This is a genomic window from Streptomyces auratus (assembly GCF_050433025.1).
Taxonomy (GTDB): domain Bacteria; phylum Actinomycetota; class Actinomycetes; order Streptomycetales; family Streptomycetaceae; genus Streptomyces; species Streptomyces sioyaensis.
Map to the genome: position 1 here is coordinate 2465891 of NZ_JBNGCB010000001.1, position 24688 is coordinate 2490578.

24 protein-coding genes and 1 pseudogene are annotated in these 24688 nt (G+C 65.6%); 6 read left to right on the top strand and 19 right to left on the bottom strand.

Annotation, left to right across the window (positions count from 1 at the left end):
* Positions 1-15 precede the first annotated feature (15 nt).
* Positions 16-429 (top strand): TIGR03618 family F420-dependent PPOX class oxidoreductase, encoded by a 414-nt coding sequence (locus BKA18_RS10545; RefSeq protein WP_366048104.1) that lies wholly within the window; start codon positions 16-18, stop codon positions 427-429.
* A gap of 169 nt (positions 430-598) precedes the next feature.
* Positions 599-700, top strand: a pseudogene (locus BKA18_RS10550) (IS5/IS1182 family transposase); the annotation flags it as partial.
* Between the two features lie 98 nt (positions 701-798).
* Here the strand turns inward: BKA18_RS10550 and BKA18_RS10555 are convergent.
* Together BKA18_RS10555 and BKA18_RS10560 are read right to left on the bottom strand one after the other, a co-directional pair.
* Positions 799-981 (bottom strand): hypothetical protein, encoded by a 183-nt coding sequence (locus tag BKA18_RS10555; RefSeq protein ID WP_366048153.1) that lies wholly within the window; start codon positions 979-981, stop codon positions 799-801.
* 626 nt (positions 982-1607) lie between these two features.
* Complete coding sequence (locus BKA18_RS10560; protein WP_366048103.1) at positions 1608-1928, bottom strand: hypothetical protein; 321 nt, start codon at positions 1926-1928, stop codon at positions 1608-1610.
* An 871-nt stretch (positions 1929-2799) separates the two neighbouring features.
* Between BKA18_RS10560 and BKA18_RS10565 the strand changes: the two genes are divergently transcribed.
* A complete protein-coding gene (locus tag BKA18_RS10565; RefSeq protein ID WP_429638309.1) occupies positions 2800-4566 on the top strand; it encodes a hypothetical protein in 1767 nt (588 codons plus the stop codon).
* A gap of 638 nt (positions 4567-5204) precedes the next feature.
* Complete coding sequence (locus BKA18_RS10570) at positions 5205-7124, top strand: AIPR family protein (protein ID WP_366048101.1); 1920 nt, start codon at positions 5205-5207, stop codon at positions 7122-7124.
* Positions 7125-7281: 157 nt separating this feature from the next.
* Here the strand turns inward: BKA18_RS10570 and BKA18_RS10575 are convergent, their stop codons facing one another.
* The 17 genes from BKA18_RS10575 to BKA18_RS10655 all read right to left on the bottom strand — a co-directional run bounded on the left by BKA18_RS10575 (position 7282) and on the right by BKA18_RS10655 (position 22083).
* Complete coding sequence (locus tag BKA18_RS10575; protein WP_429638310.1) at positions 7282-8061, bottom strand: 3-deoxy-manno-octulosonate cytidylyltransferase; 780 nt, start codon at positions 8059-8061, stop codon at positions 7282-7284.
* A 24-nt stretch (positions 8062-8085) separates the two neighbouring features.
* A complete protein-coding gene (locus tag BKA18_RS10580; RefSeq protein WP_366048100.1) occupies positions 8086-8652 on the bottom strand; it encodes an NUDIX hydrolase in 567 nt (188 codons plus the stop codon).
* Positions 8653-8657: 5 nt separating this feature from the next.
* Entirely contained in the window at positions 8658-9779 is a 1122-nt protein-coding gene (locus BKA18_RS10585; protein WP_366048099.1) for an adenosylhomocysteinase, read from the bottom strand.
* A gap of 27 nt (positions 9780-9806) precedes the next feature.
* Positions 9807-10802: an NAD-dependent epimerase/dehydratase family protein gene (locus BKA18_RS10590; RefSeq protein WP_366048098.1), complete on the bottom strand. Its 996-nt coding sequence runs from the start codon at positions 10800-10802 to the stop codon at positions 9807-9809.
* A 35-nt stretch (positions 10803-10837) separates the two neighbouring features.
* Positions 10838-11674: a phosphotransferase gene (locus BKA18_RS10595; RefSeq protein ID WP_366048096.1), complete on the bottom strand. Its 837-nt coding sequence runs from the start codon at positions 11672-11674 to the stop codon at positions 10838-10840.
* Positions 11671-12327 (bottom strand): histidine phosphatase family protein, encoded by a 657-nt coding sequence (locus BKA18_RS10600; protein WP_366048095.1) that lies wholly within the window; start codon positions 12325-12327, stop codon positions 11671-11673. The genes BKA18_RS10595 and BKA18_RS10600 overlap by 4 nt, the downstream gene beginning before the upstream one ends.
* On the bottom strand, positions 12324-13088 hold the full coding sequence (locus BKA18_RS10605) for a phosphotransferase (protein WP_366048094.1): 765 nt from the start codon (positions 13086-13088) through the stop codon (positions 12324-12326). The genes BKA18_RS10600 and BKA18_RS10605 overlap by 4 nt, the downstream gene beginning before the upstream one ends.
* Positions 13085-13930: a class I SAM-dependent methyltransferase gene (locus BKA18_RS10610; protein WP_366048093.1), complete on the bottom strand. Its 846-nt coding sequence runs from the start codon at positions 13928-13930 to the stop codon at positions 13085-13087. Before BKA18_RS10610 ends, BKA18_RS10605 begins: the two co-directional genes overlap by 4 nt.
* Before the next feature lie 31 nt (positions 13931-13961).
* Positions 13962-14474, bottom strand: a complete 513-nt coding sequence (locus BKA18_RS10615; RefSeq protein ID WP_366048092.1) for a P-loop NTPase family protein — start codon at positions 14472-14474, stop codon at positions 13962-13964.
* A 96-nt stretch (positions 14475-14570) separates the two neighbouring features.
* Positions 14571-15623 (bottom strand): glycosyltransferase family protein, encoded by a 1053-nt coding sequence (locus tag BKA18_RS10620; RefSeq protein ID WP_366048091.1) that lies wholly within the window; start codon positions 15621-15623, stop codon positions 14571-14573.
* Positions 15620-17338 (bottom strand): carbamoyltransferase family protein, encoded by a 1719-nt coding sequence (locus BKA18_RS10625; RefSeq protein WP_366048090.1) that lies wholly within the window; start codon positions 17336-17338, stop codon positions 15620-15622. Before BKA18_RS10625 ends, BKA18_RS10620 begins: the two co-directional genes overlap by 4 nt.
* An 8-nt stretch (positions 17339-17346) precedes the next feature.
* On the bottom strand, positions 17347-18303 hold the full coding sequence (locus tag BKA18_RS10630) for a thymidylate synthase (protein ID WP_366048089.1): 957 nt from the start codon (positions 18301-18303) through the stop codon (positions 17347-17349).
* The gene (locus BKA18_RS10635) at positions 18300-20171 is read right to left on the bottom strand and encodes a hypothetical protein (protein WP_366048088.1); all 1872 of its coding nucleotides are present in this window, start codon (positions 20169-20171) and stop codon (positions 18300-18302) included. Before BKA18_RS10635 ends, BKA18_RS10630 begins: the two co-directional genes overlap by 4 nt.
* Positions 20168-20833, bottom strand: a complete 666-nt coding sequence (locus BKA18_RS10640; RefSeq protein WP_366048087.1) for an HAD family hydrolase — start codon at positions 20831-20833, stop codon at positions 20168-20170. Before BKA18_RS10640 ends, BKA18_RS10635 begins: the two co-directional genes overlap by 4 nt.
* A complete protein-coding gene (locus tag BKA18_RS10645) occupies positions 20833-21327 on the bottom strand; it encodes a helix-turn-helix domain-containing protein (protein WP_366048086.1) in 495 nt (164 codons plus the stop codon). Before BKA18_RS10645 ends, BKA18_RS10640 begins: the two co-directional genes overlap by 1 nt.
* Before the next feature lie 25 nt (positions 21328-21352).
* Positions 21353-21898, bottom strand: coding sequence for an ATP-binding protein (locus BKA18_RS10650; RefSeq protein ID WP_366048085.1), 546 nt, complete (start codon positions 21896-21898; stop codon positions 21353-21355).
* Positions 21895-22083, bottom strand: coding sequence for a hypothetical protein (locus BKA18_RS10655; protein WP_366048152.1), 189 nt, complete (start codon positions 22081-22083; stop codon positions 21895-21897). The genes BKA18_RS10650 and BKA18_RS10655 overlap by 4 nt, the downstream gene beginning before the upstream one ends.
* Before the next feature lie 147 nt (positions 22084-22230).
* Here BKA18_RS10655 and BKA18_RS10660 point away from each other — a divergent pair, with 147 nt between their 5' ends.
* Both BKA18_RS10660 and BKA18_RS10665 read left to right on the top strand, forming a co-directional pair.
* Positions 22231-23721 carry a helix-turn-helix domain-containing protein gene (locus BKA18_RS10660; protein WP_429638397.1) on the top strand — a complete coding sequence of 497 codons (1491 nt, stop codon included), beginning with the start codon at positions 22231-22233 and terminating at the stop codon, positions 23719-23721.
* Positions 23718-24596: an aminoglycoside phosphotransferase family protein gene (locus tag BKA18_RS10665; RefSeq protein WP_366048084.1), complete on the top strand. Its 879-nt coding sequence runs from the start codon at positions 23718-23720 to the stop codon at positions 24594-24596. Before BKA18_RS10660 ends, BKA18_RS10665 begins: the two co-directional genes overlap by 4 nt.
* Positions 24597-24688: the final 92 nt, after the last annotated feature.

Below are 24688 nucleotides of genomic sequence, written 5' to 3' on the forward strand. Positions count from 1 at the left end.
AGGCAAGATGGCCGTATGGCAGCACCACCTCCTTCACAGTCCGACACCGAGCTGGATTTCTGGCAGGAACGCCGCATCTGCTTCCTCAGCACTCCGCGGCCCGACGGCACCCCGCACCTCGTCCCGGTCGGAGTGACCTACGACCCGGAGACTCGCATCGCCCGCGTCATCAGCAGCCGCACCAGCAAAAAGGTTCGCAACGTTCTCGCCGCTGGGCCGGACGTCACCGTCGCGGTCAGCCAGGCCGAGGGACGTCGCTGGTCGACGCTGGAGGGAGCCGCAGTCATCAAAGACGACCCGCAATCGGTCGCAGACGCCGAAGCGCGCTACGCCCAGCGGTACAAGCAGCCACGGGCCAACCCTGAACGCGTAGTCATCGAGATCAGGGTCGCCAAGGCGATGGGCACGGTGAAACCACCGGGCTGGTGACCTCTACATCCACCGAAGTCCTGGTAACCCACCGCAGACCGCAGAATTCCCCTGTCCGATCGCCGGCGCCACGCTCCGAGTGCAGCTCCGCCGAGCCCGCCGATGAGCCCGACTAGGCAGTGTCCGACGGGTCGCGTAGCGGGAAGGTGATCACGTCGTTGCGGCCGGTGTGGGCCGGGGAGATCTGTCGGATCAGAAGTGGGCGCGTCTGGAGCCGCACCTGCCGAAGAACGTAGGAAGGGGAGGGCGTTGGAAGAGCCACCGCAGAGTGGGACCGTCTGGCGGTGACGGCCCCCACTCCACAGGGAGTCGAGGCCGTCACCCCCGGCATCCCGGAATGCAGGCAGCAGGCCGAGAGGACCTGCTGCGTCAGGAAGCGGGCTTGTCCCAGATGATCAGGACGTAGCCATTGCCGCCGGGCTGGCCGTCTGTGCCGAACAGTCCGCCATGCCCGGCCTGCCCACTGCCCTCGGGGCGGCGGTTGATCCCGACCCCGTCGCGCCCGCCCTTTCCGCCGTCGCCGCCCGTACCGCCGGCGCCGCCCAGGCCCACGTTCTCCGGGGGTGCGATGTCGGTGTATTGGGGCTTGCCGCCCTAGCCGCCCGTGCCGCCGGCGGCCCTTGCCGGGTTCACCGGCCTCTCCGCCCGGCTGGCCCTGCAGGCCGATGCTGCCGTCGCCGCCGCGTGTGCCGACCGTGCCCTGGCTGCCGTTCTGGCCCTGACCGCCGACCCTGGAGTTGTAGCAGGCGCCCGTGACTCCCTCGCCGACGATCCCGCAGGCCGCTCCGTCACGACACGATGCACAGGGTGCCCGCCACCAAAGGCGCGACGAGCAAGGTTCGAAGCACATGACGAATCAAGACCAACTACCTCGTTCCGTAGGCCAGTTCACTCAGTCCCAGCCAGTTAAGAGCCAAGTGCGAGCCCCGCAGATCTACTCGGCACATTAACCACCCGAATGAGTGATGTGCACCACAAAGTGCTGGTACTGGCGCGCCCGAGACCACGGCCCGGGCACAGCCGTGCGTCCCGATGGCCGGTGCGGGACCACACCAAAGTCAGCTCGAGTTCCGCCACGCGAGCCGTCGGACACTAATGCCTGTCCGATGGGTCACGTGACCGTCCTGAGCCATGGAGTGGACTACTTGAACGTCCGGTTCTCCTGCGGCAATGACCGGTTAGTCTGCGATCTCGTCCAGCAGCAGCGCTGCCAGTTCGGTCGGCCGGGAGAACATCGGCAAGTGCCCAGTCGGCAGGCGCATCCGTGCGAGATGGTCGTCGCTAAGTCCCGCCAGGTTGTCCGGATCGGCTTCTGGGGCGAATGGTGGCGCCGGGAGACGCCAGCCGTCCCCCTCCTCCGCGACCTGCTTGCGCCACTCCTCCTGCGCTTGAGGCTTATTGAAGTCGATCACTGCCATGCCTCTGGGCAGCGGTCCGGCATCCACGTACACGATCTGTGCGATCCGTTCGTACGTCGTGACTGGGGCGGTCGGCTCCACGGCTTTAAGGCAGCCACTTTGGGGCGAGCCTCTAAGATCATGGCCCCAACGTCGTGCTTTACCGGGCAGGTCCACTACCTGCCCGACGCGCCGCAAGCTTACGGGGCCATGATCACTCGCCCCAAAGCCGTTCCACCGACCGCGCGGATCGGGCAAGCTATTCCTGTTGGCCGAGGCCACTGCACTACCCGCTGAGGGTGACATCGGGCTAGGGGAGGAACAATGCAGGCAGGGATGAAACGCGGCCTTGTGGCTGGGGCATCGGTAGTCATCGCCGCAGGAATAGGCGTAGTAACAAACGTCGCCACTGATCGAACGGGCTTAGCCTGGTGGGTTTCATTGGGCGCACTGCTTCTCATAGGTGTCGCCACACAAATTTGGCTCACAGCCAGCGAAGGCCAACAGGCTACCGTGACAGCTAGCGGACATGGAAGTGTCGCAGTTGGTGGTTCCACTCACAGAACTGTGAGCACGCGTGCACGCACTTCGGCGCCACCAACCGCAATCTCAGATGCTGGCGCCGGCATAAACGCCAGAGGCCCAGGCAGCATCGCTATCGGTGGAGAAGCCAGAGGCGATCTGACAACCGATGCCGAAGGTGCGGAGTAGAAGGAGAATGCGGCGAAACAATGTGACAGCATCCGGGGACGGGGCAGTTGCTGCAGCAGGTGACATTCGGGCACCAGTCTTCACTAACCCCGAGATACATATTGAGCTTAAAGAAGAGCCCACTGTCAACCCCGCCCAATGGCCCAAGGCTCATGAGGTGGACGCACTCAAGCTAGGTGTTCATAGGGCTCGCTCAGTAACGGGCCAATTAGCCCTACCTCCATATATACTGCGCGACGCAGATCGAGAAGTTGCCGCCCGAATGAAGCACCTCGCAAATCACGGCGGCATGATCCTACTCACCGGAGATTCCACCTCTGGAAAGAGTCGAACCGCGCATCATGCGATCCATCGATGCATGCCGAATCATGCGATCTACGCGCCCACGCACGGAACTCACCTTGACGAGCTTCCCAATCACTTAATGGAGTCAGATGAATCCCCTTTCCTTCTCTGGCTGGACGACCTAGAGGGGTTCCTCGGAAAAAGAGGCATGAATCCTACGCTATTGCAAGTGTTGGAGGATATGGGCGTTGCAATCGTCGCCACGATGCAAGATGAACTATTCGAGACATACGCAAATTTGCAGCCTCATCGAGAGTCGCACCCTTCTCTGCGGATCGGGAATCGCTTACTAAGAGCAGTCGAACCCATTTTCATCCCAAGGCTCTGGAGTGCTAGCGAAATTGAGCGAGCGTCAGGTTGCAATGACGCACGAATAACGGAAGCAGTAGCCCACAGCGCTATGTACGGGGTTTCCGAGTACCTAGCCGCCGGACCCGCCCTGATGGAGGACTGGAAGAGAGCGCAGCGAGTGCACGGCCACCCACGAGGAGCCGCTCTAGTTCAGACGGCCGTCGACATGGCGCGAGCAGGATTCAGTGGGGCAGTCGACATCAACGTCCTCGAGGAGCTGCATCACAGGTATCTGACTACCTCAACCCTCAGGATTGAAAGCTGGGAAGACGCCAAGGCTTGGGCAACGAACGTTCGGTTCGGCGTATCTGGCCTCTTGGTCCGCGGCGATTACGAAGAAACTTGGCGGGCCTTCGATTACCTACCAGATGCTGTCAAGCGGAACGAAGGGAACAGGGGGGATATCCCTGATTTCATATGGCAAGAGGCCCTAAACCTATGCCCTGACGACGACGATCGCTGGCTCATAGGTATGCGCGCTTACATGGCTGGGGCTAATGACTTCGCCATAGCCGCCTGGGAACCGCTTGCCCTGAACGGTAACGGCAGTGCCGCATCAAACTTGGCGGTAATCGCCTCAGAAATGGGAGACCGTCCTGCTGCCCGCTACTGGCGACATCTGGAAGCTCAAGACGCATTTCACGCCAAGACGCTTTACTATGACCCGAAAACCCCGCTGTATGATCCCGAGACAGGAAGAATCTTCACAGGCGCATATCGGGATGGCGAAAAAGTAGGTTTCTCCCTCTATAAGCCCGGCGTAGGAGCAGCCCACGGAATTATCGTAGGAGATAAGGGGGTCGGCAAGAGTAATGCTCTTACTGTAATCCTCCTTGGGCTGCTGATGAGTCAGAGGTACGTTCTCTTCCTCGTCGACTGGTCTGCGGAGCAGGATAGCTTTCAACCATTCAAGGAGCCTCAGGCCGCCTATCACATCTCGGGAAACAATCTAAGTAAATCGCTGGCGACCCTATACAACCTTACGAAAATCATTGAAATCAGGAAAGAGAAGGGCGGGTACGAAACTCCCAGCGTGGAGACTCCAGGTATTTTCATCGCCATCGAAGAGGCGCAGACGCTGTTTAATTCGAGCAGCAAAGCGGCATCGCTGTGTCTGCGCATAGCCAAGGAAGGAGGGGCAGTTGGCCTGAGTCTGTTTCTGGTCCTTCCCGACGCATCCTTGGAAAGCTTCGGAGGCAACAAAGGACTCCGAACCGAAATGACCAACCACGACTTGAATGTTGGGTACTACATGGGAGGTAAGGGGCTGCAAATGATGAGGGACGCAAAGGCAGGGCAAAGTGGGCAAGACAATGAAGATCCCTACGAGTAAAGGATCCCTCGAACGCCTCTGCCGGGTTGCAAAGTCTGACCGCTGCAACAGCGCCGTGATCCACACGACGGGCTGCACAACCAGCATGTCGACATCGACTCACCCCAATAGAGATGACTGCACCCCTTCGCCTACGCCTCGGGCCTGATAGGCCGGTGTCCCAGGAACGATGAAGCGATGGTGCCATCTGAGAAGCTTGATTCAAGCAATCGAGCCTGGCGGAGCCTCGCCCTGACCATTTGCCCAGGTCAGTACCCGAGTACCCTGCAAATGATCGCAAGCGGCAGGAGGGTGTCACGCATCCCACGAACACTTGCTCCCATCACGGTGTCCCGCACCAGGTGTTGTTCCTTGCTTCTTCGCCGCGAAGAAGATGACTACCGTGTGGTCGCGCCGTCCGAATCAGCACATCCGAGGAGGACAAGCGCTACTAGGGTTGTTCGTGCGCCGGCACGGAAGTGAACGTGCGTCATCCGAGGAACGTGACCGGGACGGGGTGGGGACCTGTGAAGACTACGCAACTTGAGTTGCACCAGATGCGGTCGGCTCTGACACAGGCATACCGAGGGCTAATCGATGAAGGCGATCTACAGCGGAACTCAACCCAGGAGCGAGAACGCGCTTTCCTGTCGCGGGCAGTGGCAGCCACAGCAATCCGTCGGGTGACGGGGTGGGAGCTAAAACGTTGCGCCGAGGCAGTGATCGACGGAAGTGATGACAATGGAATCGACGCTGTGGCGGTTACAGACGGTTCCCAGGTTTGGTTGGTTCAGGCAAAGTGGAGTGAAAAAGGAACGGCGGGCTTCCAGACTGATGCTGCCCGTGCCTTCATTGATGGACTACGATTGCTAGAGAACAGGCAGTTTGCCGCATTCAATAAAAAGCTGCAGCCATTCACGGCTCTCCTTGACTCGGCGTTGGGTGATTCTAGCCTCAAAATCAACCTGATCATTGCGCTTGCCGGGAACGATCCGCTCAGCCCGCATACAACTGCGATTCTTGACCGTGCTAGCGAGGATCATCACAGCCATGGGCCGATGCTAAGTTACGACCTGATGACAACTGCCGAGCTGCTGCAGCAGCTAAGAGAGGATCGGATGTCCGATCCAGTGGATGTCACGCTGCGAATGTTGGATGTAGCCGCGATATACGAGAAGCACGGCGCTCGGCTCTTCTCGAAAAATATCAGGCAGTCGCTGGGACTCACCCGCATCAATGTCGGTATCGAGAAGACACTCACAGAAGAGCCGGAGAACTTCTGGTACTACAACAATGGAATCACCATCTTGTGTAACCGGGTCGAGCCCTTCTACCCCGGGCGCCGGCATCCCGATCACCCCGTAGACCTGAAACTGACGCACGCCACCGTAGTCAATGGCGCCCAAACCGTTACTTCGATTCATAGAGCTATGCAGGAGACGCCGGGGACGGTTGCAGGGGCCGATGTTGCGGTCCGAGTCATCGCCCTGGGTGACAATTACGATGAGTATGCCTCTCGGATTGCTGAAACCACAAACACGCAAAATGACGTGTATCGTCGAGATTTCATCTCCCTTGACGAAAAACAGGCCTTGATTCGTGAGGATTTCGATCTGGCTCTAGGCAAGACGTACGTGTATAAGCGAGGTGAAGTAGAACCCGTACCAGACTCCGGGTGCTCTGTCGTGCAAGCGGCCGTGGCTCTCGCATGTGTCTACAGAACTCCGGAGCTTTCCGTACGGGCTAAAAGGGATACCGAATTACTCTGGGAGACAGGCGCCCAGGGGGCGTATCAACGACTTTTTGGGGAAGTGCCAAGTGCCTTCCGTATCTGGCGGTGTTTGCAGATCCAGCGAGAGGCTGGAAAAGCTCTCGATGCTTTGCGTAATCGCCTCGCAGGTCGTACGCGCGCCACTGCCCAGCACGGCGACATGTTGATCACCCATCTTGTGTTCCAGTTTCTCGAACTGGCGGAAATTGATGAACTGTCGTTCCCTATCGAATCCGTGCTGGCAGCCGTACCCGAGTTGGTTGAGACCATTTTGCCCTGGCTGGTGTACCGAGTGAACCTCAGCTACGGCCCTACCTCGTTCCTCATGAGCACGTTTACCAATGAGGAACGGTGCAGAGACCTCGCCAGAATGGTGGCGGAAGATGTACGCAGCCGAGCCCCCGTGCCGCAACTTCCCTTTGAACATGCAGCGTCGGCACGACCAAGCCGGCGTCGGAAACCTGCCACAGTTCCAACTCTTGTCAACGCTCGCGTGATTAAGGATGGAACACCGCTGACTTATCCGAGCAACGCCCCAGAGATGCTAGCGACCAAAGAGTGGCTTGCGGCCGACGAGCACAGGTCTCAGGTCCGTTGGCAGAACCATCGCACGAGACCACTTATTTGGTCCTACGACGGCCTTGCCTATTCGGTCAGTGGGCTCGTCATTCGTATCTGGGAGCTCGCTGCCTGGGCCGAAGCACCACCTGCAGTTCAAGGCCCAACGCGCTGGCAAGTCAACGGTGATCGAACTCTCCAGGAACTCGCAACAGAGTGGCTGGCGTTTCAGGAGGCGGAGGAAGGATAGCCAGGGGGCGGAATGCGGTCCGCGGCACCGGTGACCGGCAGGTTTGCTCCGCTGTGCCCGACCAGTACGTACCTCGGCACTGTGGCTCTCGCCGCCACGGTCGTCTGGATCCGTACATGACCGGACGGACAGAACCTAAGGCCAGCCCCCGCCCCTCTCAGGAGAACCGGGAGCTGGCCTGTGCCTGTTCCAGAACGATGCCCGCACGGACGAGGTCCTCGGGGGTGTCCACTGCAAGGCCGGCGTCGACCACGGGCAGCATCCGCACGTTGCGCGAATGCTCGATGAAGCGCAGCATCTCGACGCCCTCGGCGCGTTCGAGCGGCCCCTGGCTCAGTTTCCGGAATATCTCCAGCCCTTCGGCTGTGAACGCGTACAGCCCAAGCTGACGGAGGTAGGCAGGGTAGTGACCCCGCGGATACGGGATCGGCTGGCGGGAGAACATCAGGGCATTGCTGTCCGCGCTGACGACGACCTTGACGACGTTGTGGTCGATGGCCGCTGCCACGTCAGTCACGCGCGTGTACGCGTTGACCGCCAGGGTGGTTGTGTCGAGGTGAGCCGCTGCTTCCGAGACGGCGTCGATCGCTGCCGGGTCGATGAACGGCTCGTCGCCCTGGACGTTGATGTACGCGTCGGCGTCGAGGTGCTGGGCGCATTCGGCGACGCGGTCGGTGCCGGTGGCGTGCTCGCCGGTCATCACGCAGCGAATGCCGAGCTGCCTGCACGTCTCTTCGATACGGTGGTCGTCGGTCGCGACGATGGCGTCATCAAGCCGTGTGGCCTCCTGGCATCGCTGGTGGACATGCCACAGCAGCGGCTTGTCCCCGAGCATGGCCAGGGGCTTTCCTGGGAATCGTGAGGCGCCCCAGCGGCATGGGATCACCGCTATGTGCCGGCGCGGGGTGTGCTTCGACTTCGTTGTGGTGGCGGCCACGGTGATCTCCGGTCGATCGGCGGGTCAGGGACTGGTGGAGCTGGCCAGGAGAGCGAGCTTGGCAGCGATGGTCGGTGCAGGGACCTTCGCGAAGGGCAGCCACCGGTAGTCCGTGACTTCCTCGGCTTGGAGGTGGATCTTCCGCTCGCCGAGAAGTCGGAAAGCGAACCGGAAGTCGTAGTGCTGGTGCGCCGGTTCGCCTTTACCGGGGTTGGCTGCGATGTCGTGTACATCGATGTCGAGCGGGATGCCTTCGTAGCTCGACAGCGGCACCACGGCGCCGGGCGGGATGCCAGCCTCCTCCTGGAGTTCACGCAGGGCAGCACTGGAGAGAGCGGCGTCGTCAGGCTCGATGTGGCCGCCCGGTGCGAGGTCCTTGCCGAGGATCTTGTGGTGGATGTGCAGCACCTGGTCGTGCCGGTCGATCACGACAGCGCTGCAGGTGATATGGCCGGGGTAGGTCTTACGGCTGGTCGGGTCCTCCGGGCGCGTCAGGGCGTCCAGGAGAGGCGCGAGCCCTGACCGTTCCTCGGGGTGGCGTCCGAGGTATGTCTCGGTTGTGGTCTGGATGTGGCTTCGGGACGGGGGCATGTGGATCACCTGGCGAAGTGGTCGAGCCAGACTCTGGCAATGGCCTGGCGGGCGTCTGCGGACATCTCGTGGAGGCTCGGGTCGTACGCGCCCTGGCTGAGAGCGGAAGTGGCGGCGAGTATCTCGGCCTGGACGAGGTGGATGTATGTGCCGACGGCTGCGCCATGCAGGAAGTTGACGGCGTTGCCGTTGGCGAGCACGTAGAAGTAGTGGCCGGTCACGTCGTAGCGAGTCAGCTGGTCCCCAGTTGGGGTGCGTCGGTAGAGGTCGTCGAGCGCGTCGAGTTCGAGTTCGTCCTCGGACGAGGTGACCGAGGCGACGTACGCGCCGTTGTGCAGGGCAGCGAAGTCGCTCTGCCGCAGGGCTAGGTTGCCGGTGGCGCACAGTACGAGGCCAGCCTTGTGGATCGCTTCCGTGCAGGTGGCGGTGGTGCGGAAGCCCTGGGCGTGGGCTTGCACCTGCTTGACGGGATCGTTGTCGTAGACGACGACGCGCAGGTCGTGGGCTCGCAGGGTCTGGGCGATGCTGCGGCCGACTTTGCCGAATCCGATGACGCAGGCGTCGCGGCTGGTGAGGATGTCGCCTCGGGTGCGGACCAGGGCTTCCGTAGAGAAGACGATGGACCGGCCGACGAGGTGGTCCTCGCAGTCCTTCAGCGGCGAGCGGGCCACCGAGAAGACGGGGCAGGGCAGTTGGCCGAGCGCCTCGTATCGCTGGTGGCCGTTTTCGGTGTCCTCGACGACTCCCCGGATGCGGCCGGAAAACTTGTCGACCAGGGTGCCGAGGCTGGGGGCGTAGTAGCCGCCGATGTCGAGGAGGACGACGTCGCGACCAGGTGCGGTGTCTTCGAGGTACTCCAGGGCGCTGGTCGGATCGGCGAACAGTTCGCGGGTAAGGGCATGGACGGCGTATGTGCGGCGGACCTCTGCCAGAGCCTCCCCGGTCACGGACTTGGGCTTGGGGAGAACGGCGGCGACGGTGGTCGTGCGAGCCATCGCGCGCAGAAACGCCGGCCGCTCGGGGAGCAGGTGCGTAATGATCAGCGAGGTGGCCTGACCAGCGGCAGGGAAGCGTTCGGTGATTCGTCGGAAGAAAGCGTCCAGCCGTGCCTTTTCTGGGCTCTCCACAGCAACTCCTCTCTCGTCGCCAGGTGGTCAGGCGGCCGTGCGATACGCGGGCTTGGCCAGGGCCTGCATCTGTACGCGCATGCCGGTGGGCAGGTCGACCGTCGGCTGCCAGCCGAGTACAGACTGGGCGCGGCGAGGGTCAGCGCGGGTGGTCAGTACGTCTCCGTTGCGGACGTTGTCGGCGTGGATCTGGACCTCTCGGCCAGCGAGGCGGTTGGCGATGTTGATCACGTCGAGCAAGGAGGCATTGGCTCCGCCGCCGATATTGACGATGCCCGTGTCGATAGGGGCACCCGCAGCAGAGATGGTGGCGGCGACGGCATCGTCGATGTACGTGAAGTCGCGGCGCTGGTGGCCGTCTCCGTACAGCCGCAGGGGCTCCCCGGTCATGGCGGCGTGGAGGGCGCGGTGGGTGAACATGTCGGGGCGCTGGCGGGGGCCGTAGACCGTGAAGTACCGCAGTGCGATGACGCTGGTGGGGCAGTCGGCTCGGGAAGCGTGAGCGAGGCAGAGCTGTTCCTCGGCAAGCTTGGTGACCGCGTACGGGGAAGCCGGGCGGGGGTGATCACCTTCGACGCTGGGGCCTCCGTTGGTGGGGCCGTAGACGCTGGAGGAGGAGGCCACGACGAGCCGGGGGACGTGCATGCGGGTGGCGGCGTCCATGAGCCGCTGGGTGGCGAGGATGTTGGAGTTGACGTACTCGCTGAACTGCGGTCCCCATGAGGGCCGTACGCCGGGGATGCCGGCCAGGTGGAAGATCACGTCTGCGTCGATGAGGAGCGGGTCGATCGCGCAGGTGAGGAGATCCGCGGTGATGTGCATGTAGCCAGGAAGACCGTGCAGTGCGGCCATGTTGGCGGCGGCCGTCTGATCTCTTGCGGGGTCGCGGCGGTCGACGCCGATGACGGTGGTACCTGTCTGGAGCAGGGCATGGGCGAGGTGGGATCCGATGAAGCCGGCCGCGCCGGTCACCAGCGCACGCCGAGGGCTCGATGCGGTCGCGGCGGAGTGGCTGTCTGACAAGGAACTCTCCAGAGGTGGGTTGGCGGGTGGGGAGGTCAGCTCAGGTGGGACAGGACGGTGCGGCCGTGGGCGCTCAGGACGGCGTCGCCCTGTTCGTGGCCGCGGACGATTGCGGTGACGGCTTCGATGGCACCGAACCGCTCCAGGAGCCGTTGTTCGGTGTCCGTGAGGCGACCGCCGTATCCGGTGAAGAACACCTCGCGCAATCGAGGGGCTGCCTGCCAGTGGCGGAACGCAAGTCGGGCGAAGTCCCGGATGCGGGCGTCGCGTCGCATGTGCTCGAAGTCGAAGGCCCAGAAGCCGTCTCCGATGCGCCAGTTCCTGGGTTGGTAGTCGAGGTGGCAGACGGCACTGTCCATGCGGGTGCCGGCCAGTTCGTCCGCGATCTGCAGGAGAAGGTTCCGCTCGGTGCCCGATAGGAGGTCTGCGCGGTCGGCCCTGGCAACCCAGCTTCGGAGACGGACTGCCAGCTTGTCTCCCATGTCGCCGGTGCTCCGACGGCACGTCGCCTGGTGAAGAGCTCGAAGTGCAGCTCCGGCATCGTGGTGCGCCCGCTCCTCCTCGTCCGAACCAGGCAGGAGTGCGTCACCGCTCCGACCGGGCACTGCGGTGAGCAGGAGGATGTGCATCGAGTCCTGGCGGCCGACTAGCTCAGGTGCGTGGTCTTGGAGATGGCGTCTCCACGTCAGGTAGGCGTGCGTCTCTTGGACGTATCGGGCCTGGCTTCTGTGCTGCTTTGCGAAATAGGTGTTGCCGCGGGTGTCGATGAGCTGCAGGAGGTGGGGCGGGAGCGTCGGGTCGGCGACGATGCTGACAGCTCCGACCGTCTGGCGCGCGAGTTGGATGCGCGGATCGTCGTAGGCCGTGCTCATGGCGTCGCTCCCGCTGCTAATGCGGCGAGGTGGGCAGTGTCGTTGTGCCGGTCGAGCATCCAGCGGCGCTGGCCGAGCCGGTTGTGGTGGTGCTGCCAGCGGGTGACGGAGGCATGGGAGACGGTGAAGCCGGCTTCCGTCATCGGCCCGAGTCCGAGCAGGAGGGCGTGTGCGGCGAGGACCGTTTCGCCGTGGGCAGCGAATACGACTCGGCCCCCGTCGTGACGGGCGATGAGGTCGCGGAGAAACGCCTCGGCTCGCTGGAGGTAGCCGTTCCAGCTGTCGGATCCCGTGGCCCACGGTTGGTCTGGGTGGGCATGCGGTCCGCCGTTGGCTGCGGTCTTGACGTAGTGCCAGGGCTTGCCGTCGGCCTCACCGTGAACGGGTCCATCGAGGCCAGGTTCGATGAGGGGCTCCAGGCCGAGGGCTTGCCCGAGGATCTGTCCGCTCTGCTGCAGGCGCAGTCGGGGGCCGGCGTAGAGCGCGGTGAAGGGCTGGGCTCGGTGCTCGGCGGCCAGCTGGGCTGCGGCCTTCTGGACCTGGAGGTATCCGAGGTGGGTGAGCCCGGTGCAGGTCGCGGGCCCGCCGACGCGGCCGTCGACGTTGCAGCGAGCCTCGCCGTGGCGGACGAAGACGAGTTCTGTGGTGATCATGAGGTGCCTTGGAATTGTTGGCCCTGGCTCAGCCAGCCGTAGCGGTATCCGTGACGTCCGGCGTACGGAGCGGTCAGTACGGCGTGCAGTGCGAGGAAGTCGCCGAGGCGCTCTCGGCTTGTCGCCCCTAGCTGGGCGTCGTGCCGGGCAGTGGCGTGGTTGTAGCTGTTCAGGGCCTCTTCGATATCGGGTGGGTCGATCGGGCCGTGCGTCATGATCAGCGTCGTGATCAGCTTGGCCAGGTCGTATCCGAAGGGCGCGAGGGTGAGGTCGTCCGTGTCGACGCTGAAGACCGTGTCGTTCTCGGTGATCAGGAAGTTCCGCGGGTTGCTGTCCTTGTAGAAGGCGGCGGGCCCATCGGCGGAGCGCTCCAGCAGCGTCAGCATCGCGTGCAGGGCGACTCTGTCGGGCAGGAAGCCCTTCTCCAGCCGGTTGCGCAGGGCTACTTCCCGACAGGAGCGGAAAGCCGCGAGAAGGCTGCCGTCCCGGAGTTCGTGCGGCATGTCCAGCTGTGCTGCGTGCAGGTCGCTTGTCCAGGCAGCACCATGCGCATCGCCCAGGAGCGCGGCCAGGGACAGCAGGTCCTTCTTCTGCGCATGACGACCGTCGATGTGCTCGAAAGTCAGGCTGGCCGGCCCGATCACAATCAGCGCCGGCTGCCGTAGCGGCTTCGCGTGGGTGGCGAGCCACCCGTAGTGGTGGGCGGCGGCAGCGGCCTTCGCCGGGGTTTCGTAGTGCTTGGTGAAGTGGAAGGGCGTCACGTCCGGCCTCCGGCCGACCGAGCCACGACATAGGTGATGACCGAGGTGGTGGTGATCGGTTTGTCCGGGTGCCACTCGTGGAGCGCGGCGGCCAGGGCGCCCGGGTTGCCGTACAGGCCGGGTGCGAGGTCGTATTTGGGGTTGGTGGCGAGGTACTCGGCGGCGTGGTCGAGGCCGGAGAACTCGAAGCGGTGCTCCTCGTGCTCGACTGTCACCACGTCCATGGCCGACTGCGCCAGGTCGGCGAGGTTACCTCCGTGCGCGGTGGCGTAAAGGCTCTCGTGCCGCTCGGCGCGCGGGTCGAGACCGGCGGCGGCGATGAGGGCGTCCATGTCGCTGTAGCTGTCGAGCGCCTTGGTGACCAGCACGGCGAGTCCACCGGGGGCCAGGGAGCGGGTGATTTCCGCGATGGCCTGGCCGGGTTCGGGTGAGTGGTAGAGGCAGAACGCCGCAACAGCCAGCTCACAAGAATCATCGGGCAGGGGTAGATGGTGGAAGTCCCCTTGGAGAAACGCCACTTGCGTTCCGGGGTGGTGGCCCACGCGACTTCGAGCGGCGGTCACCAGGGCGGGCGAAGCGTCGATACCCACGAGCCGCTGCGGCTTCAGCTGCTCGGCCAGGACGCGGCTGCTGGTTCCGCGGCCACATCCGATGTCCGCTACCAGGCCGGGACGGCGATCGCCCTCGGTTCGGTGCGCCTGGGCCAGCTGGACGATGGTCTCGGGGACGGGACGTCCAGCGGTCTTGGCCCGCATCAGCGCGGTGGAGCGACTGGCCAGCCGGGCGGTGTTGCCGTACAGCTCACCCTGCCGGTCGGGGTCGAGAAACGGGTTGGTGATCACGAGCCGCACCCCCGCTCGGGGCGCGGCGCCCTCAGGTGTGCTGTGCGGCGACCTGCTGCAGCCAGCGTCGCGTGTGCCGACGGCTGGTGAGGAACACCACTTCGGCGTGCCCGGAGGCGAACTCCTCGATCTTGGCCATGACCCGCGGTCGCATCTTGCGCCGGTAGGTCGCCACGTACTTGATCACGCCCCAGGTGATGCGGTTGTGCACCCCGTTGCCCTTGTGTCCGGCGCCGTGGCGGATCTGTCGGGAGAAGATCCCCCACAGTGCGGCCGGCGTCGAGACGTCCATCAGCACCACGGTGTCGCAGGCTTCGAGCCGGATCTGCAGCGTGGAGTTGTAGTTGCCGTCGGTGATCCACGTCGGCTGCGCGACCAGGCCGCGCTGCACCTCGGCGAACTTCTCCATGGGCAGGGCGTTCCACTCGTCGTCGTAGAACGCGGCATCCAGGTGCGTCACTGGAGCATCCAGGATCTTGGCCAGCTTGCGGGCAAGATCCGACTTGCCGCTGCCTCCGCAGCCGACGATGGCGACCTTCTTCATGGTGCTCCAGCCTAGAGGTGCTCGGGTGCCCGGACGGCTCGGCCGCCGGAACACATACGGATGATCGGGGCCTGCTGGCCCATGCGGGGCGGTTCATCATGCGGCCCCCTGCCTTGGCGGCGCGGCGGCGGTGGCCATGTCCAGCACGGTCTCCAGTGCGTCGACCTGGTGGCTGAGCCGGAACAGCTCCAGTCGGCCGAGGCACTCCGAGATCAGTTCGGCGTGCTGCTGGCTGCCAGCGATCTTCTGGAGGCCGGCGATCCGCTGGATCACGTGGCCGCCGGTCCTGACCACCAGGTCCTCAGGGACGAACCGCTCGACGTGCCGGATGCCGGCCGGCGCCAGCGGCAGGCAACCGGCCAGGACAGCCTCGAAGATCCGCTGCGTCATCTGTCCTGCCGCGGCGTACCGCTCGGGCAGGAGCAGGACCGTGGCCAGGGTGTTGCTGTAGAACCGGGAGACGGCGTTGAAGGGGATTCGGCCGAGGAAGGTGATGTGTGGCCAGCGCGCGGTGCTGGTCCATTTGCCGCCCACCTGGTGGTCGAAGCGGGCGGCGGCTGGAGCGAAGAAACGGTCGAACTCGTCGTCGCGGTCGTACTGGTTGCCGACGTAACCGAGCGGCGTCTTCCGGTCCTCGCTGGCCAAGGCGATTGGGTCGGCACCGTCCAGGAGCGCATCGGCGACGGGGAAGAGGAGGCGGTGGGCACCGGGGGTGGGCGTGAGGGCGGCCTCGCACACCTCGACGTTCCGGATCCGCCGCCAGATGCTGTCCTCGCGCAGTTGCCGGTCCTTGTCCCAGATCACGGTGGGGGTACGGCGGCGAACGGTGTAGAGCTGGAGCAGCTCCGCTTGGCGGTGGAGATCACAGGTGTGTCCTTGGGTGCCGCAGGCGGTGGTGTTGCGTCCTTCGATGGACCAGCGCCATTCGAGGAACAGCACGTCGATGTCCGGGATGCCCGCGTCGAAGGTGTACGCGCCGCCGAGGTCGTCCCCAGCTTCGAGGCGATCGCGGTCGGCCTGGAGAAACACGATGTCGTGGCCGCGCCCGAGGAGCGCGTCGATCAGCGGCCGGCGGTGGCTGCGGCCTCCGTCGGGGGTGTCAGTGACCCCGTTTCCGAGGAAGCCCCAGAAGCTGTACCCGATCTTCATTTGGTGATCCACCGCCCTTCGAGCAGCAGGGCGTCGAGCCCGGAGTTCGCGAGGCAGTCCAGTGCCATCTCCGGGGTGCCGCAGATGGGCTTTCCCTTGACGTTGAGCGAGGTGTTGATCAGGACAGGGACTCCCGTACGGCGGGCAAACGCCTCCAGGACCTGGTGCATGAACGGGTTCTGTGGCTCGGTGACGGTCTGGAGACGGGCGGTGCCGTTGGCGTGGACGATCGCGGGGATCCGCTCGCGGGCAGCGTCGGTCACCTGGGAGGCCATGGACATGTACGGGGCGTCCTGGCCGAGGGTGAAGAACTCATGGGCGCGGACGGCGGTGACCATGGGGGCGAACGGGCGGAAGGGCTCGCGGAACTTCACCGTAGCGTTCAGGCGCTCGACCACCCCGGCTGCGAGGGGCGAGGCGAGGATCGAGCGGTTCCCCAGGGCACGGGGGCCGGCCTCGACGCGGCCTTGGAACAGCCCCACGATCATCCCGTGGGCCAGCTGGTCCGCGAGAAACTCCGCGGCGTCCGCGCCAAGGGGCTTCTGCTTCAGTCCGGGCCACGGGGTGAGGTCCAGCTCCGGCTCCGGAAAGGACGGGCCGAGGTAGCAGGTACGGGCGATCCCGGACAGGGGCCGTTGGCTGCCGCTGTCGGTGTGCACGGCGACAGCGGCGCCGATCGCCGTGCCTGCGTCGCCGGGGGCTGGCGGGACGAAGACCTCGTCGAAGATGCCGACGTCGATGATCCGCCCGATGCTGACGCAGTTGGTGGCCACGCCACCGCCCACGCACAGCCTGCGCGAGCCACTCACCAAGCGGGCTCGGCGCGCGAGGTGAATCATGATCTGCTCGGTGCGCTCCTGGAGGGCGGCGGCCAGGTCCTGGTGGATCTCCTGGACCGGCTTGTCCGGTTGCCGGGGCAGGCAGGTCTCGGCGACGAACCGAGGGGAAGTGCGTGGATAGCCGGAGGTGAGCACGCGGGGCGGGAAGTACGCCGGGTCCACAGCGAAGCCGATGGCTGTGGTGCGGACTGCGCGGGTGAAGACGTGCCGGAATCGGGCGGGGTTGCCGAGCGCTGCGAGGGCCATGACGGTGCCTTCTTCGTCGCCGCGCCGCCAGCCGAGGTGCTCGGTGACCGCCCCGTACACATAGCCCAGCGAAGCCGGGTCCGTGAGCGCCTCCAGCATGCGGACCCGTGGGCGGGCGCTGTGGTGAGCGTGGGCGATGGTGGTGGTCTGGCGCTCGCCGAGGCTGTCGACGACGAGAACAGCCGCCTCCTCCCAGCCCGACGCGGTGAACGCGGCCAGTTGATGCGCGCGGTGGTGCAGTACGGGGGTAACACGGGCGTCGGGGAAGTCCTGAGCGAGGAGCCGCAGGCGACGCCGGGTACGTACGGCGACCTTGGTGAACCCTGCCGCACGCGGTATGGCCCGTGAGCGGGTCGTGCCCGACAGAGCCATCCGCAGGGCAGCAGGAGTCTCGGCGAGGTAGCGGATGGGTTGGAAGTTGTACGCGACTGCATCGACGTCACCAGGCGTGATGCCCGCCTCCTCCAGCAGCCACCCGATGGCCTGACGCGGGTACTCGCGGGTGTGTTTCTGCTGGGACAAGCGCTCCTCTTCGACAAAGCCCACCAGCTCGCCGTCGATGAGGAGAGCTGCGGCGGAGTCGTGGGTGAAGGAGCACACGCCCAGGACGACGGACGGAACGTGGTCCACGGCGGTCGTCACCTCGTCCCCGCCGGTGCGGAAGCCGGCGTGCCGCCGACGCGGCGAGTCAGCTCGCCGTACCAGCCGGTCAGGGCCTCGCCGAGCGGCCCCTTGATGGCGTCAGCGATACGCCACGCCTGCTCGCGCTCTCCGCCCTTCCACAGCCGGTAGCTGCGCATCGTCTCAGCCATGGCGTCCCAGGCCGGGTGCCCCGTCTCGCCACCGGCTTCAACCTGGTCGAGGAGCTTCTCGAACCCCTCCCACGGCGTGGAGAGTTCAGGCATTACCGGGCTCGCTGCCACATCGGTCAACGCGTCGGCCTTCTCGATGTCGCGCTCGTAGATGTGGAGGGAGTCGACGTGGTGGTGGTACTCCCCCAGGTCGACGTCCAGCCAGCCGGCGACGAGCTCGTGGAGCGTGGTGAAGAAGAACAGGTCGTACGGCATGCCGATCCACACGTCCTGGCCGCGCATCGTGGTCGACATGTGCAGTCGTCCGCCACGCAGGTGGAAGCGGAAGCCGAGTGTGCAGGGCACGTCTTTGTGGCCGGCGGTGTCGCGAGCCGGGTCGTAGAGCTGGATGGTCGCCCGCCGGGAGTCGGGGTCGTCCTTGAGGATCTCCACGACGCGGTGGAGCTGGTCGACCTCCCCGCCCCAGTTCCGCATCCTGGGCCCGTACGCGCCGCGGAGGATGCCGTCGTCGGCGTACTGCCGCAGCTGCGCGTTGTAGTCGAAGATCCACGGGGCGTCGGAGCCGGAAAGGTGCCAGACGGTCTCGGCCACCGCGAAGGCGGGGTTCAAAATGCGGGCGGGCGGCGCGTACAGGAGTCGTGCCCGGGGCTGAGTCAGGCGCATGGTGAGGTCGAGGACCTCGCGAGTGGCCATCCCGCGCGGGCTGATCTTCTCCCCGCTCTTGGCCAACGTAACGGCCCCGGTGAAGAGTTGGGCGACGGTATCGGCGGTCAGGTTCGTCATCGGATGGTGGCTCCCTCGCCCCGGGACAGGCCGGACTCGGCGCCCGCGGGATGGTGTTCGATGGGATCGGTGTGCGAGATGCCGGCCTCGGCCTGGCGGATGATGAGCTGGGCGATGTCGGCAGCGCTGTGGCCTCGCCAGCGGCACACCGCATCGCGCGCTTCTCGCGGTACTCGGGCGCTCCCTCGGCTCACGTGGTCGAGCGCGTCCGTGACATCGGCAGCCGTTCGGCACCGATGCGCGACGGCGTGCCCTGCGAGACCAAGCGTGCGGTCACCGGGGCGGTCCAGTTCGAGGACGGGCACGTCGAGGAGTACGGCTTCGATGCCGCATGTGGAGGACACGCTCACCACGGCATCCGCGCCCGCCAGGCAGCCGCGCGCTCCGACGCGCGGGTCGGCCACAGCCACAGGTGGTTTTCCGTCCCCTCGCAGCAGGCGGTCGAAGACGTGGCCCCCTTGGGCTGGGTGCGGGGCAATGACGAGCCCCCAGTGCCCCTGGGCCGCCTTCAGGCCATCGAGGATGATGTTCGCCTGAGCTTGGAGGCGCTCAGGGCCGAACGGTTGGCAGGCCCACACCGCGATCCGCACCGGACCGCGCTCGCTGTCGGCGCCGAGCAGCTTCTGGAGATAGCGACGCTGCGCTTCCCGCCCGAGGCCGGCGAGCGCATCGAAGCGCGGCTGCCCCAGGACATGGATCTCCGCCTTGGGGTGCCGAACCCATGACCTCGCCGGGGCAACGTCGCGGTCACCCATCACAACGATGTGACGGCTGTGGAGGGCGGGCCAGGCGACCGACTCCGGTATCCACGCCCCGTGCTGGACGTTCACGGTGGTGGCACCATGCCGCTCCGCGGCATGGGCGGCGAGCGCTCCGAGCGGGCTGGTGTCGTTGCTCAGCAGCACGGTGTGCGGGCGTACCGCGTCGAGCAGCTCCTGGAGCCACTTCTCCACTCGTACTACGGCTCGCCAGGACGGCTGGGTACACCCGCCGCCCCCTTCCAGAAGTGCGGCGGCGAGGCGTTCCAGCCGGTCCAACCGAACGGTGTGTACACCGACTTGGGCCGTGCCATCGGCACCGTCGGGTTCTTCGGTATCCAAACGCATCTCGGGGACCGTGCCGGAGGCGGTGACGGCCTCGGAGGGAGCTGGGCACAGCGTGATGGACCCGCCCGCGGGGGCTGGGCAGCGCTCCACCGAGTCCGTGGCGAGGTCGACCAGCACGCTGGATCGACCTTCGTCGGCAAGCTCCTCCAGCACCGGCAGCAGGGTCTGCGCGTGCCGGGATGACCAAGTCAGTGCCACCACCTCGGCCGCGGATACGACCGAGGGCGTAGAGGAACCTGCAAGTCGGCTATCAGGGTGGAGAGTTATTAGCTTTCGCAGCCGGGCGGAGCGCGCCGGATTATGCGGCGCCAGCGCACCAAGGGCGTACGCGACACCCGACCAGGTGACGGTGTAGGCGCGGTACTCGCGTGAGCTGCTGTCCCGCAGGCCAAGCAGTCCTTCGTACGGCGCAAGGGTCACGGGCCCAGGGGCCGCGGCGAACTCGGGCCACGCGCTCAGCGCCAGGAGCTTCCGCACCAGCTGCGTGATCAGACGCCGTACGGGAACGTGCTGCACGTACAACCACGAGGCGCCACCCGGCGTCTCGGCGCGCCGCGAGCTGTACGCCTCCAAGGCGGACATGACGTCGGCGACGTGCCGATCCACCTCTGTTCGATCGACCGGCCAAGCCTCAAGATCCAGTGTGGTGATGCAGGCAGCCGTCGTGTGCCGAAGGGACGCTTCCCCAACGAGCGCCCAGACGGTCTGCTCCCCCGCTGAAGTCCGGACGAGGCCGAGTGCGCTCCTCTTCGCAATGCTCACAGCAGGCTCCCTGCGACGAAGGGGCCCGACTCGCAGCTCGTGTCGAGTACCCAGAGGAGGTCCTGCGGGTCACGCGCGATCTCGGGTGTCGGGCTGCCGGGCTCGCCGTAGCCCCAGGCTGCATGTACGTACGGCACACCGGCTCGCCGGGCGCACTCGCGGTCAACGGCCATATCGCCCACGAACATCGCGGACGCGGGATCAGTGGCGAGATCAACAAGTGCGAGCATCAGGGGGTCCGGTGCCGGCTTACCCCGCCCGGGGCCACTGGGGGTGCGGACCGCGGCAAATGGACACCCGAGCCGAGCCAGCAGTGGAGCGGCGCGGTCCAACGGTTTGGACGTGACGACCCCGAGCAGCCAGTCAGCGGCAGCAAATGCGTGAAGCACTTCCTCCACACCGTTGAACGGTCTGGCCAGCTCGCAGCCTCGCTGAGATGCCTCCGCGTACGTCTCGTGGAGGCGGTCAGCCTGGGTGAGGCCCAGCAGTTCCATGATGTCGTCGAAAGGGCGGCCGAGATGCTGCTCGTATGCCTCGAACGGCACGTCGATGCCATGGCGTTCGCGTACCTCGCGCCACGCTTGCCGCATAACCGGCCGCGTATCGAGCAGAACCCCGTCGAGGTCGAGGACGAGCGCACGCCTGAGTCTGGACGCCGCCATCAGGATCGCGCTCCTTCGTCGGCGTTGAGGATGTGCCAGCTCCAGGCGAGGCTGACTCCGTGCACGGCGTCGGAGGCACCCATCTTGTCCAGCAACCGCCGGATGTGCTTCTTGGCGGTGTGGTGCGACATGAGCTGCGCTTTCGCGACTTCTCTTGCACCCGCCCCCTGGGCGAGCAGCCTTAGCGTGGTCGTCTCCTCATCAGAGATCTCCGGCCGCACCGCCTCTGCACCCTTCGGCCGGGCTACATGGCCTGCTCGGCACGCCATGTCGGCGAGCACGGGGCGGCTACTCCTGCCCAGCTTGGCCCGAATACTGCGGAGGTTGCTCTTGACGGTGTCCTCGGCCAAGCCGATGCGGGTCGCGATCTCGCTGTTCCCCAGGCCATCGGCGACGAGGCCCAGGATCTCAGTTTCCCTCGGTGTCAGGAGGTGCAGCAGGACAGGCGGGGAGTGTGCGGGCATGACGAACAGCTCCAGGATCTGATCGGACACGTGGAGTGGAGAGGACTGGTTGCGGTCAGACGGCCGGCGGCGTCGACGGCCAGCGCAGGAAGGCAAGGACCCGCTTGCCGGTGCCGTCCGGATTGAGGCGCGAGGTCCAGGCGTCCGCCTCGGCGGCTACGAGGCACAGGCCCCGGCCATCGAGCGCACTGATCGGCCCCTTACGTGGAACGGGGAGCTGGCGGGAGTTGTCCTCCAGCTCGATCCCCACGACGGCGTTCTGATAGGAGATCGTCAGGGTGATCTCCTCCAACATGCCCTCGGACTTGGTTCTGCCGTGGCGGCATGCGTTCGTGACGAGTTCGCTGACGATGAGCAGTACGCGATCGGCGAGAGCGTCCAGGTCCCACTCGGCGAGCTTCGTCCGGGTGAATGACCGGGCCCGACGGGGGGCCAGGTCGTCGGAGGACAGTGAGATGCTCGATTGCAGCTCGGCATGCTCGATGACGGCTTCCATGGCCAGGGCGGCGGTGTTCTCGCCGCCCCCGCCGGCCATCCGCCGGAGTCCATCAAAGGACTCCGCGGCGGCCGCCACGCCGGCCGGGGATCTCCGGCCGATCATTGGGCCGCCTCCATCAGCACCGGCAACGGAGCGGCAGCTCGATCTGCGAAGTCACGGGCCCGGGTGACGAGGTGCTGCTGACGCATGGTCGCGTTATGCGTATCCACGCCAACACGGTGCCGAGCCTCGGCAACCGCCGATTCCCTGCGGAGATTGTGGAACGCGATCTGGTGGTTCGCCGTCATGGACATACCTCCCAAGGTCCCTGCCACGCCGACGGTCAATTCGTCTCGGCAACGGCTTGCGGATCACGCTGCCACCGCGCTTTGGAGATCGCATATCGCCTGCGTGATAAAGGAAGTTGGCTGCAATATGGCAACTGCAATGCCAGCATGAGCATCAGCGTCCACATCAGTCGGCCGAGGTCGGGAGGGGCAGTGAGCGGTGAGCGTCGTTGCCTGACGTGCGGGTGCCGCCTCAGCCGCTACAACCCTGACGAACGGGACCTGTGTGGGGCATGTGCACGAGGTGCCCCAACCTCAACCGCGCCCGAGCCGCCCTCCATTCCAGCCCGCGTCTGGTCGGATCCTGGGGTCCAAGAAGCCCTCCGAGTACTGGACTTCGGTCAGGTGAGCCGTCTCCTACGGCAACACGCCAGGTTGCGGCAAGACGACCTCGCTCGCCTCACCGGCCTCAGCCAGGGCTACCTCTCCCAGCTCGAATCCGGAGCCCGGCGTCTCACGCGTCTCGACAAGACCCAGGCGTTCCTGGACGCTCTGGATGTGCCAGTCGAACTCCGTCCGCTCGCTCCCGGCAGTGCGCCAGTGCGCAAAGCACCGGAGCCCGAGCGCGATGAAGCCGATCATTTGCGCTCGCTCGCCACCGGGGCGGCGCAGTCCTCCAGCGCGTTCGCCGAATTCATCTCCTCCAGCAACGTAAACACAGACGAGCTAGAGCAGTTCGGATTCACTCTCGCCCGCATCGCCACCGACTACGTCCACGCACCGCTGCTCCCGCTGTTCACCGAACTCGTCGCGGTACGGGATGAGCTCTTCGACCGCCTGCAAGGCCGCCAGCGCCCCCAGCAGAGCCGCGAGCTGTTCATGCTCGCGGGGACGGCGTGCCTGCTCCTCGCACACGCCTCACAGAACCTCGGCGAACAGGCATCAGCGCTGGCGCAGATCCGTACCGCGCGCCTGTGCGCCGAGCAGGCGGATCACACCGGGCTCCAGGCGTGGGCTGCGGGCACGGCCGCGCTGATCACCGAGTGGTCGCCACAGAATCGGATGGCGCTGAAGCTGACGGAACACGCCGCCCAGCTCGCTCCCGCCGGCGAGACCCGTATCCGCATCGCCGCGATCGAAGCTCGCGCGGCGGCCCGAATCGGCGATCACGAGCTGGCACTGGCCGCGATCGACCGGATGCGGCAGGCAAGGGAGGAGACACCACTCCATGACGAGGTCGAGCAGTTCGGCGGCCTGCTGACCTTTCCCCTCGCAAAGCAGGATTACTACCTCGGCGGCACCTACACGTTGCTCGGGATGTACGAGGAGGCCCACCAGCACTCCACCGCCGCTATCGCCGCGTACCGCAGCGGCCCGAGAGAAGAGCGATCGTACGGGGACGAGGCCCTGGCCCATATCGATCTGATCACCGCCAGCATCCTCCAGGGAGACCCCACCGGGGCGACAACCGCCCTTCAGCATGTCCTGGACCTGCCCCCACAGATGCGCATCCGCCAGCTCGGCAGCGCCATGGATCGCCTCCGCAGCCTCATGCGCCGAACCGACCTCAAGGGGAACCGGACCATCGGACAGCTGGCAGACCTCATTCACGGCTACCAGGTCATCGACGGCACGGCCGCGCTACGGTCGGATCGATGACCACGACATCTCTTACGCCCCAGGGCGCCGCTCAACGGGCATGCACCGTCTGGGGGCTCTCGGCTCGGGGCATCTCGCCCCTGCGTACCCATGCCACCTCCGTCTATCTCCTTCCCCATGCCGACGCCGTTGTCCGAGTCAGCCGGGCCGAACAGCGTGCCTCGATTCAACGAGCCATCGCCCTCACCAGCTGGCTGGCCAGCCAGGGACTTGAGGTCACGGAGCCGCTCGATGTATCGCAGCCCCTGGACGTTCACGGATACGTGATCACCCTGTGGCGGCACTACCCACAGCCCGATGGCCCGTCCCCCGGCCCGGAACACCTCGGTCGCTTGCTCAGCCAGCTGCACCGGCTTCCTGCGCCCCCCGTCGAGCTACCTGCCTACCGCCCCCATCTCGCTCTGCGCGCCGTCGTCGGGTCCAGCACCACCCTTGCCCCCAGCGATCGCGAGTGGATACTCGGCCGCTCCGACGAAATCCTGGATGCCTACGCGCATCTCGACTTTCCCCTCGGACAGGGATTGATCCACGGTGACGCCTACCCGGGCAACACCCTCTGGGACGGCTCCGCCGCCCGGCTCGGCGACTGGGACGAAGCAGCGATCGGCCCCCGGGAGGCCGACCTCGCCAACACGTTCCAGGGCGTCCGCTTCGGTCGCACCCCTGCTCAGCTGCGCTCCTTCTCCAACGCATACGGCTACGACCTCACCGACTGGCCAGGGCTCTCGGTACTCACCGAGCTACGGGACCTCCACACGCTCGGCTCCTTCATCCGCCGCGCCGACCTGGGCGACCGTGAGGCGGCTGCCCAGCTCACCTTCCGGCTGGACACTCTGAAACGCGGCGACCGCACGAAGAGCTGGGCCATCCACTGACCACGCGCCGACCAGGGCCGGCACAGCTCACTCGCCCTACTTCTCTACGCCCACAGCCTGCGGCAACGATTCGCTCCACGGCGGTCCCGGTC

What these genes read in the sequence shown, in the direction of transcription:
- BKA18_RS10545 (WP_366048104.1), top strand. Translation starts at nt 16, where the DNA reads ATGGCAGCACCACCTCCTTCACAGTCCGACACCGAGCTGGATTTCTGG.
- BKA18_RS10565 (WP_429638309.1), top strand. Translation starts at nt 2,800, where the DNA reads ATGAAGCACCTCGCAAATCACGGCGGCATGATCCTACTCACCGGAGAT.
- BKA18_RS10580 (WP_366048100.1), bottom strand. Translation starts at nt 8,652, where the DNA reads ATGCCCCCGTCCCGAAGCCACATCCAGACCACAACCGAGACATACCTC.
- BKA18_RS10595 (WP_366048096.1), bottom strand. Translation starts at nt 11,674, where the DNA reads ATGAGCACGGCCTACGACGATCCGCGCATCCAACTCGCGCGCCAGACG.
- BKA18_RS10600 (WP_366048095.1), bottom strand. Translation starts at nt 12,327, where the DNA reads ATGATCACCACAGAACTCGTCTTCGTCCGCCACGGCGAGGCTCGCTGC.
- BKA18_RS10615 (WP_366048092.1), bottom strand. Translation starts at nt 14,474, where the DNA reads ATGAAGAAGGTCGCCATCGTCGGCTGCGGAGGCAGCGGCAAGTCGGAT.
- BKA18_RS10620 (WP_366048091.1), bottom strand. Translation starts at nt 15,623, where the DNA reads ATGAAGATCGGGTACAGCTTCTGGGGCTTCCTCGGAAACGGGGTCACT.
- BKA18_RS10630 (WP_366048089.1), bottom strand. Translation starts at nt 18,303, where the DNA reads ATGACGAACCTGACCGCCGATACCGTCGCCCAACTCTTCACCGGGGCC.
- BKA18_RS10640 (WP_366048087.1), bottom strand. Translation starts at nt 20,833, where the DNA reads ATGGCGGCGTCCAGACTCAGGCGTGCGCTCGTCCTCGACCTCGACGGG.
- BKA18_RS10650 (WP_366048085.1), bottom strand. Translation starts at nt 21,898, where the DNA reads ATGATCGGCCGGAGATCCCCGGCCGGCGTGGCGGCCGCCGCGGAGTCC.
- BKA18_RS10655 (WP_366048152.1), bottom strand. Translation starts at nt 22,083, where the DNA reads ATGACGGCGAACCACCAGATCGCGTTCCACAATCTCCGCAGGGAATCG.
- BKA18_RS10660 (WP_429638397.1), top strand. Translation starts at nt 22,231, where the DNA reads ATGAGCATCAGCGTCCACATCAGTCGGCCGAGGTCGGGAGGGGCAGTG.
- BKA18_RS10665 (WP_366048084.1), top strand. Translation starts at nt 23,718, where the DNA reads ATGACCACGACATCTCTTACGCCCCAGGGCGCCGCTCAACGGGCATGC.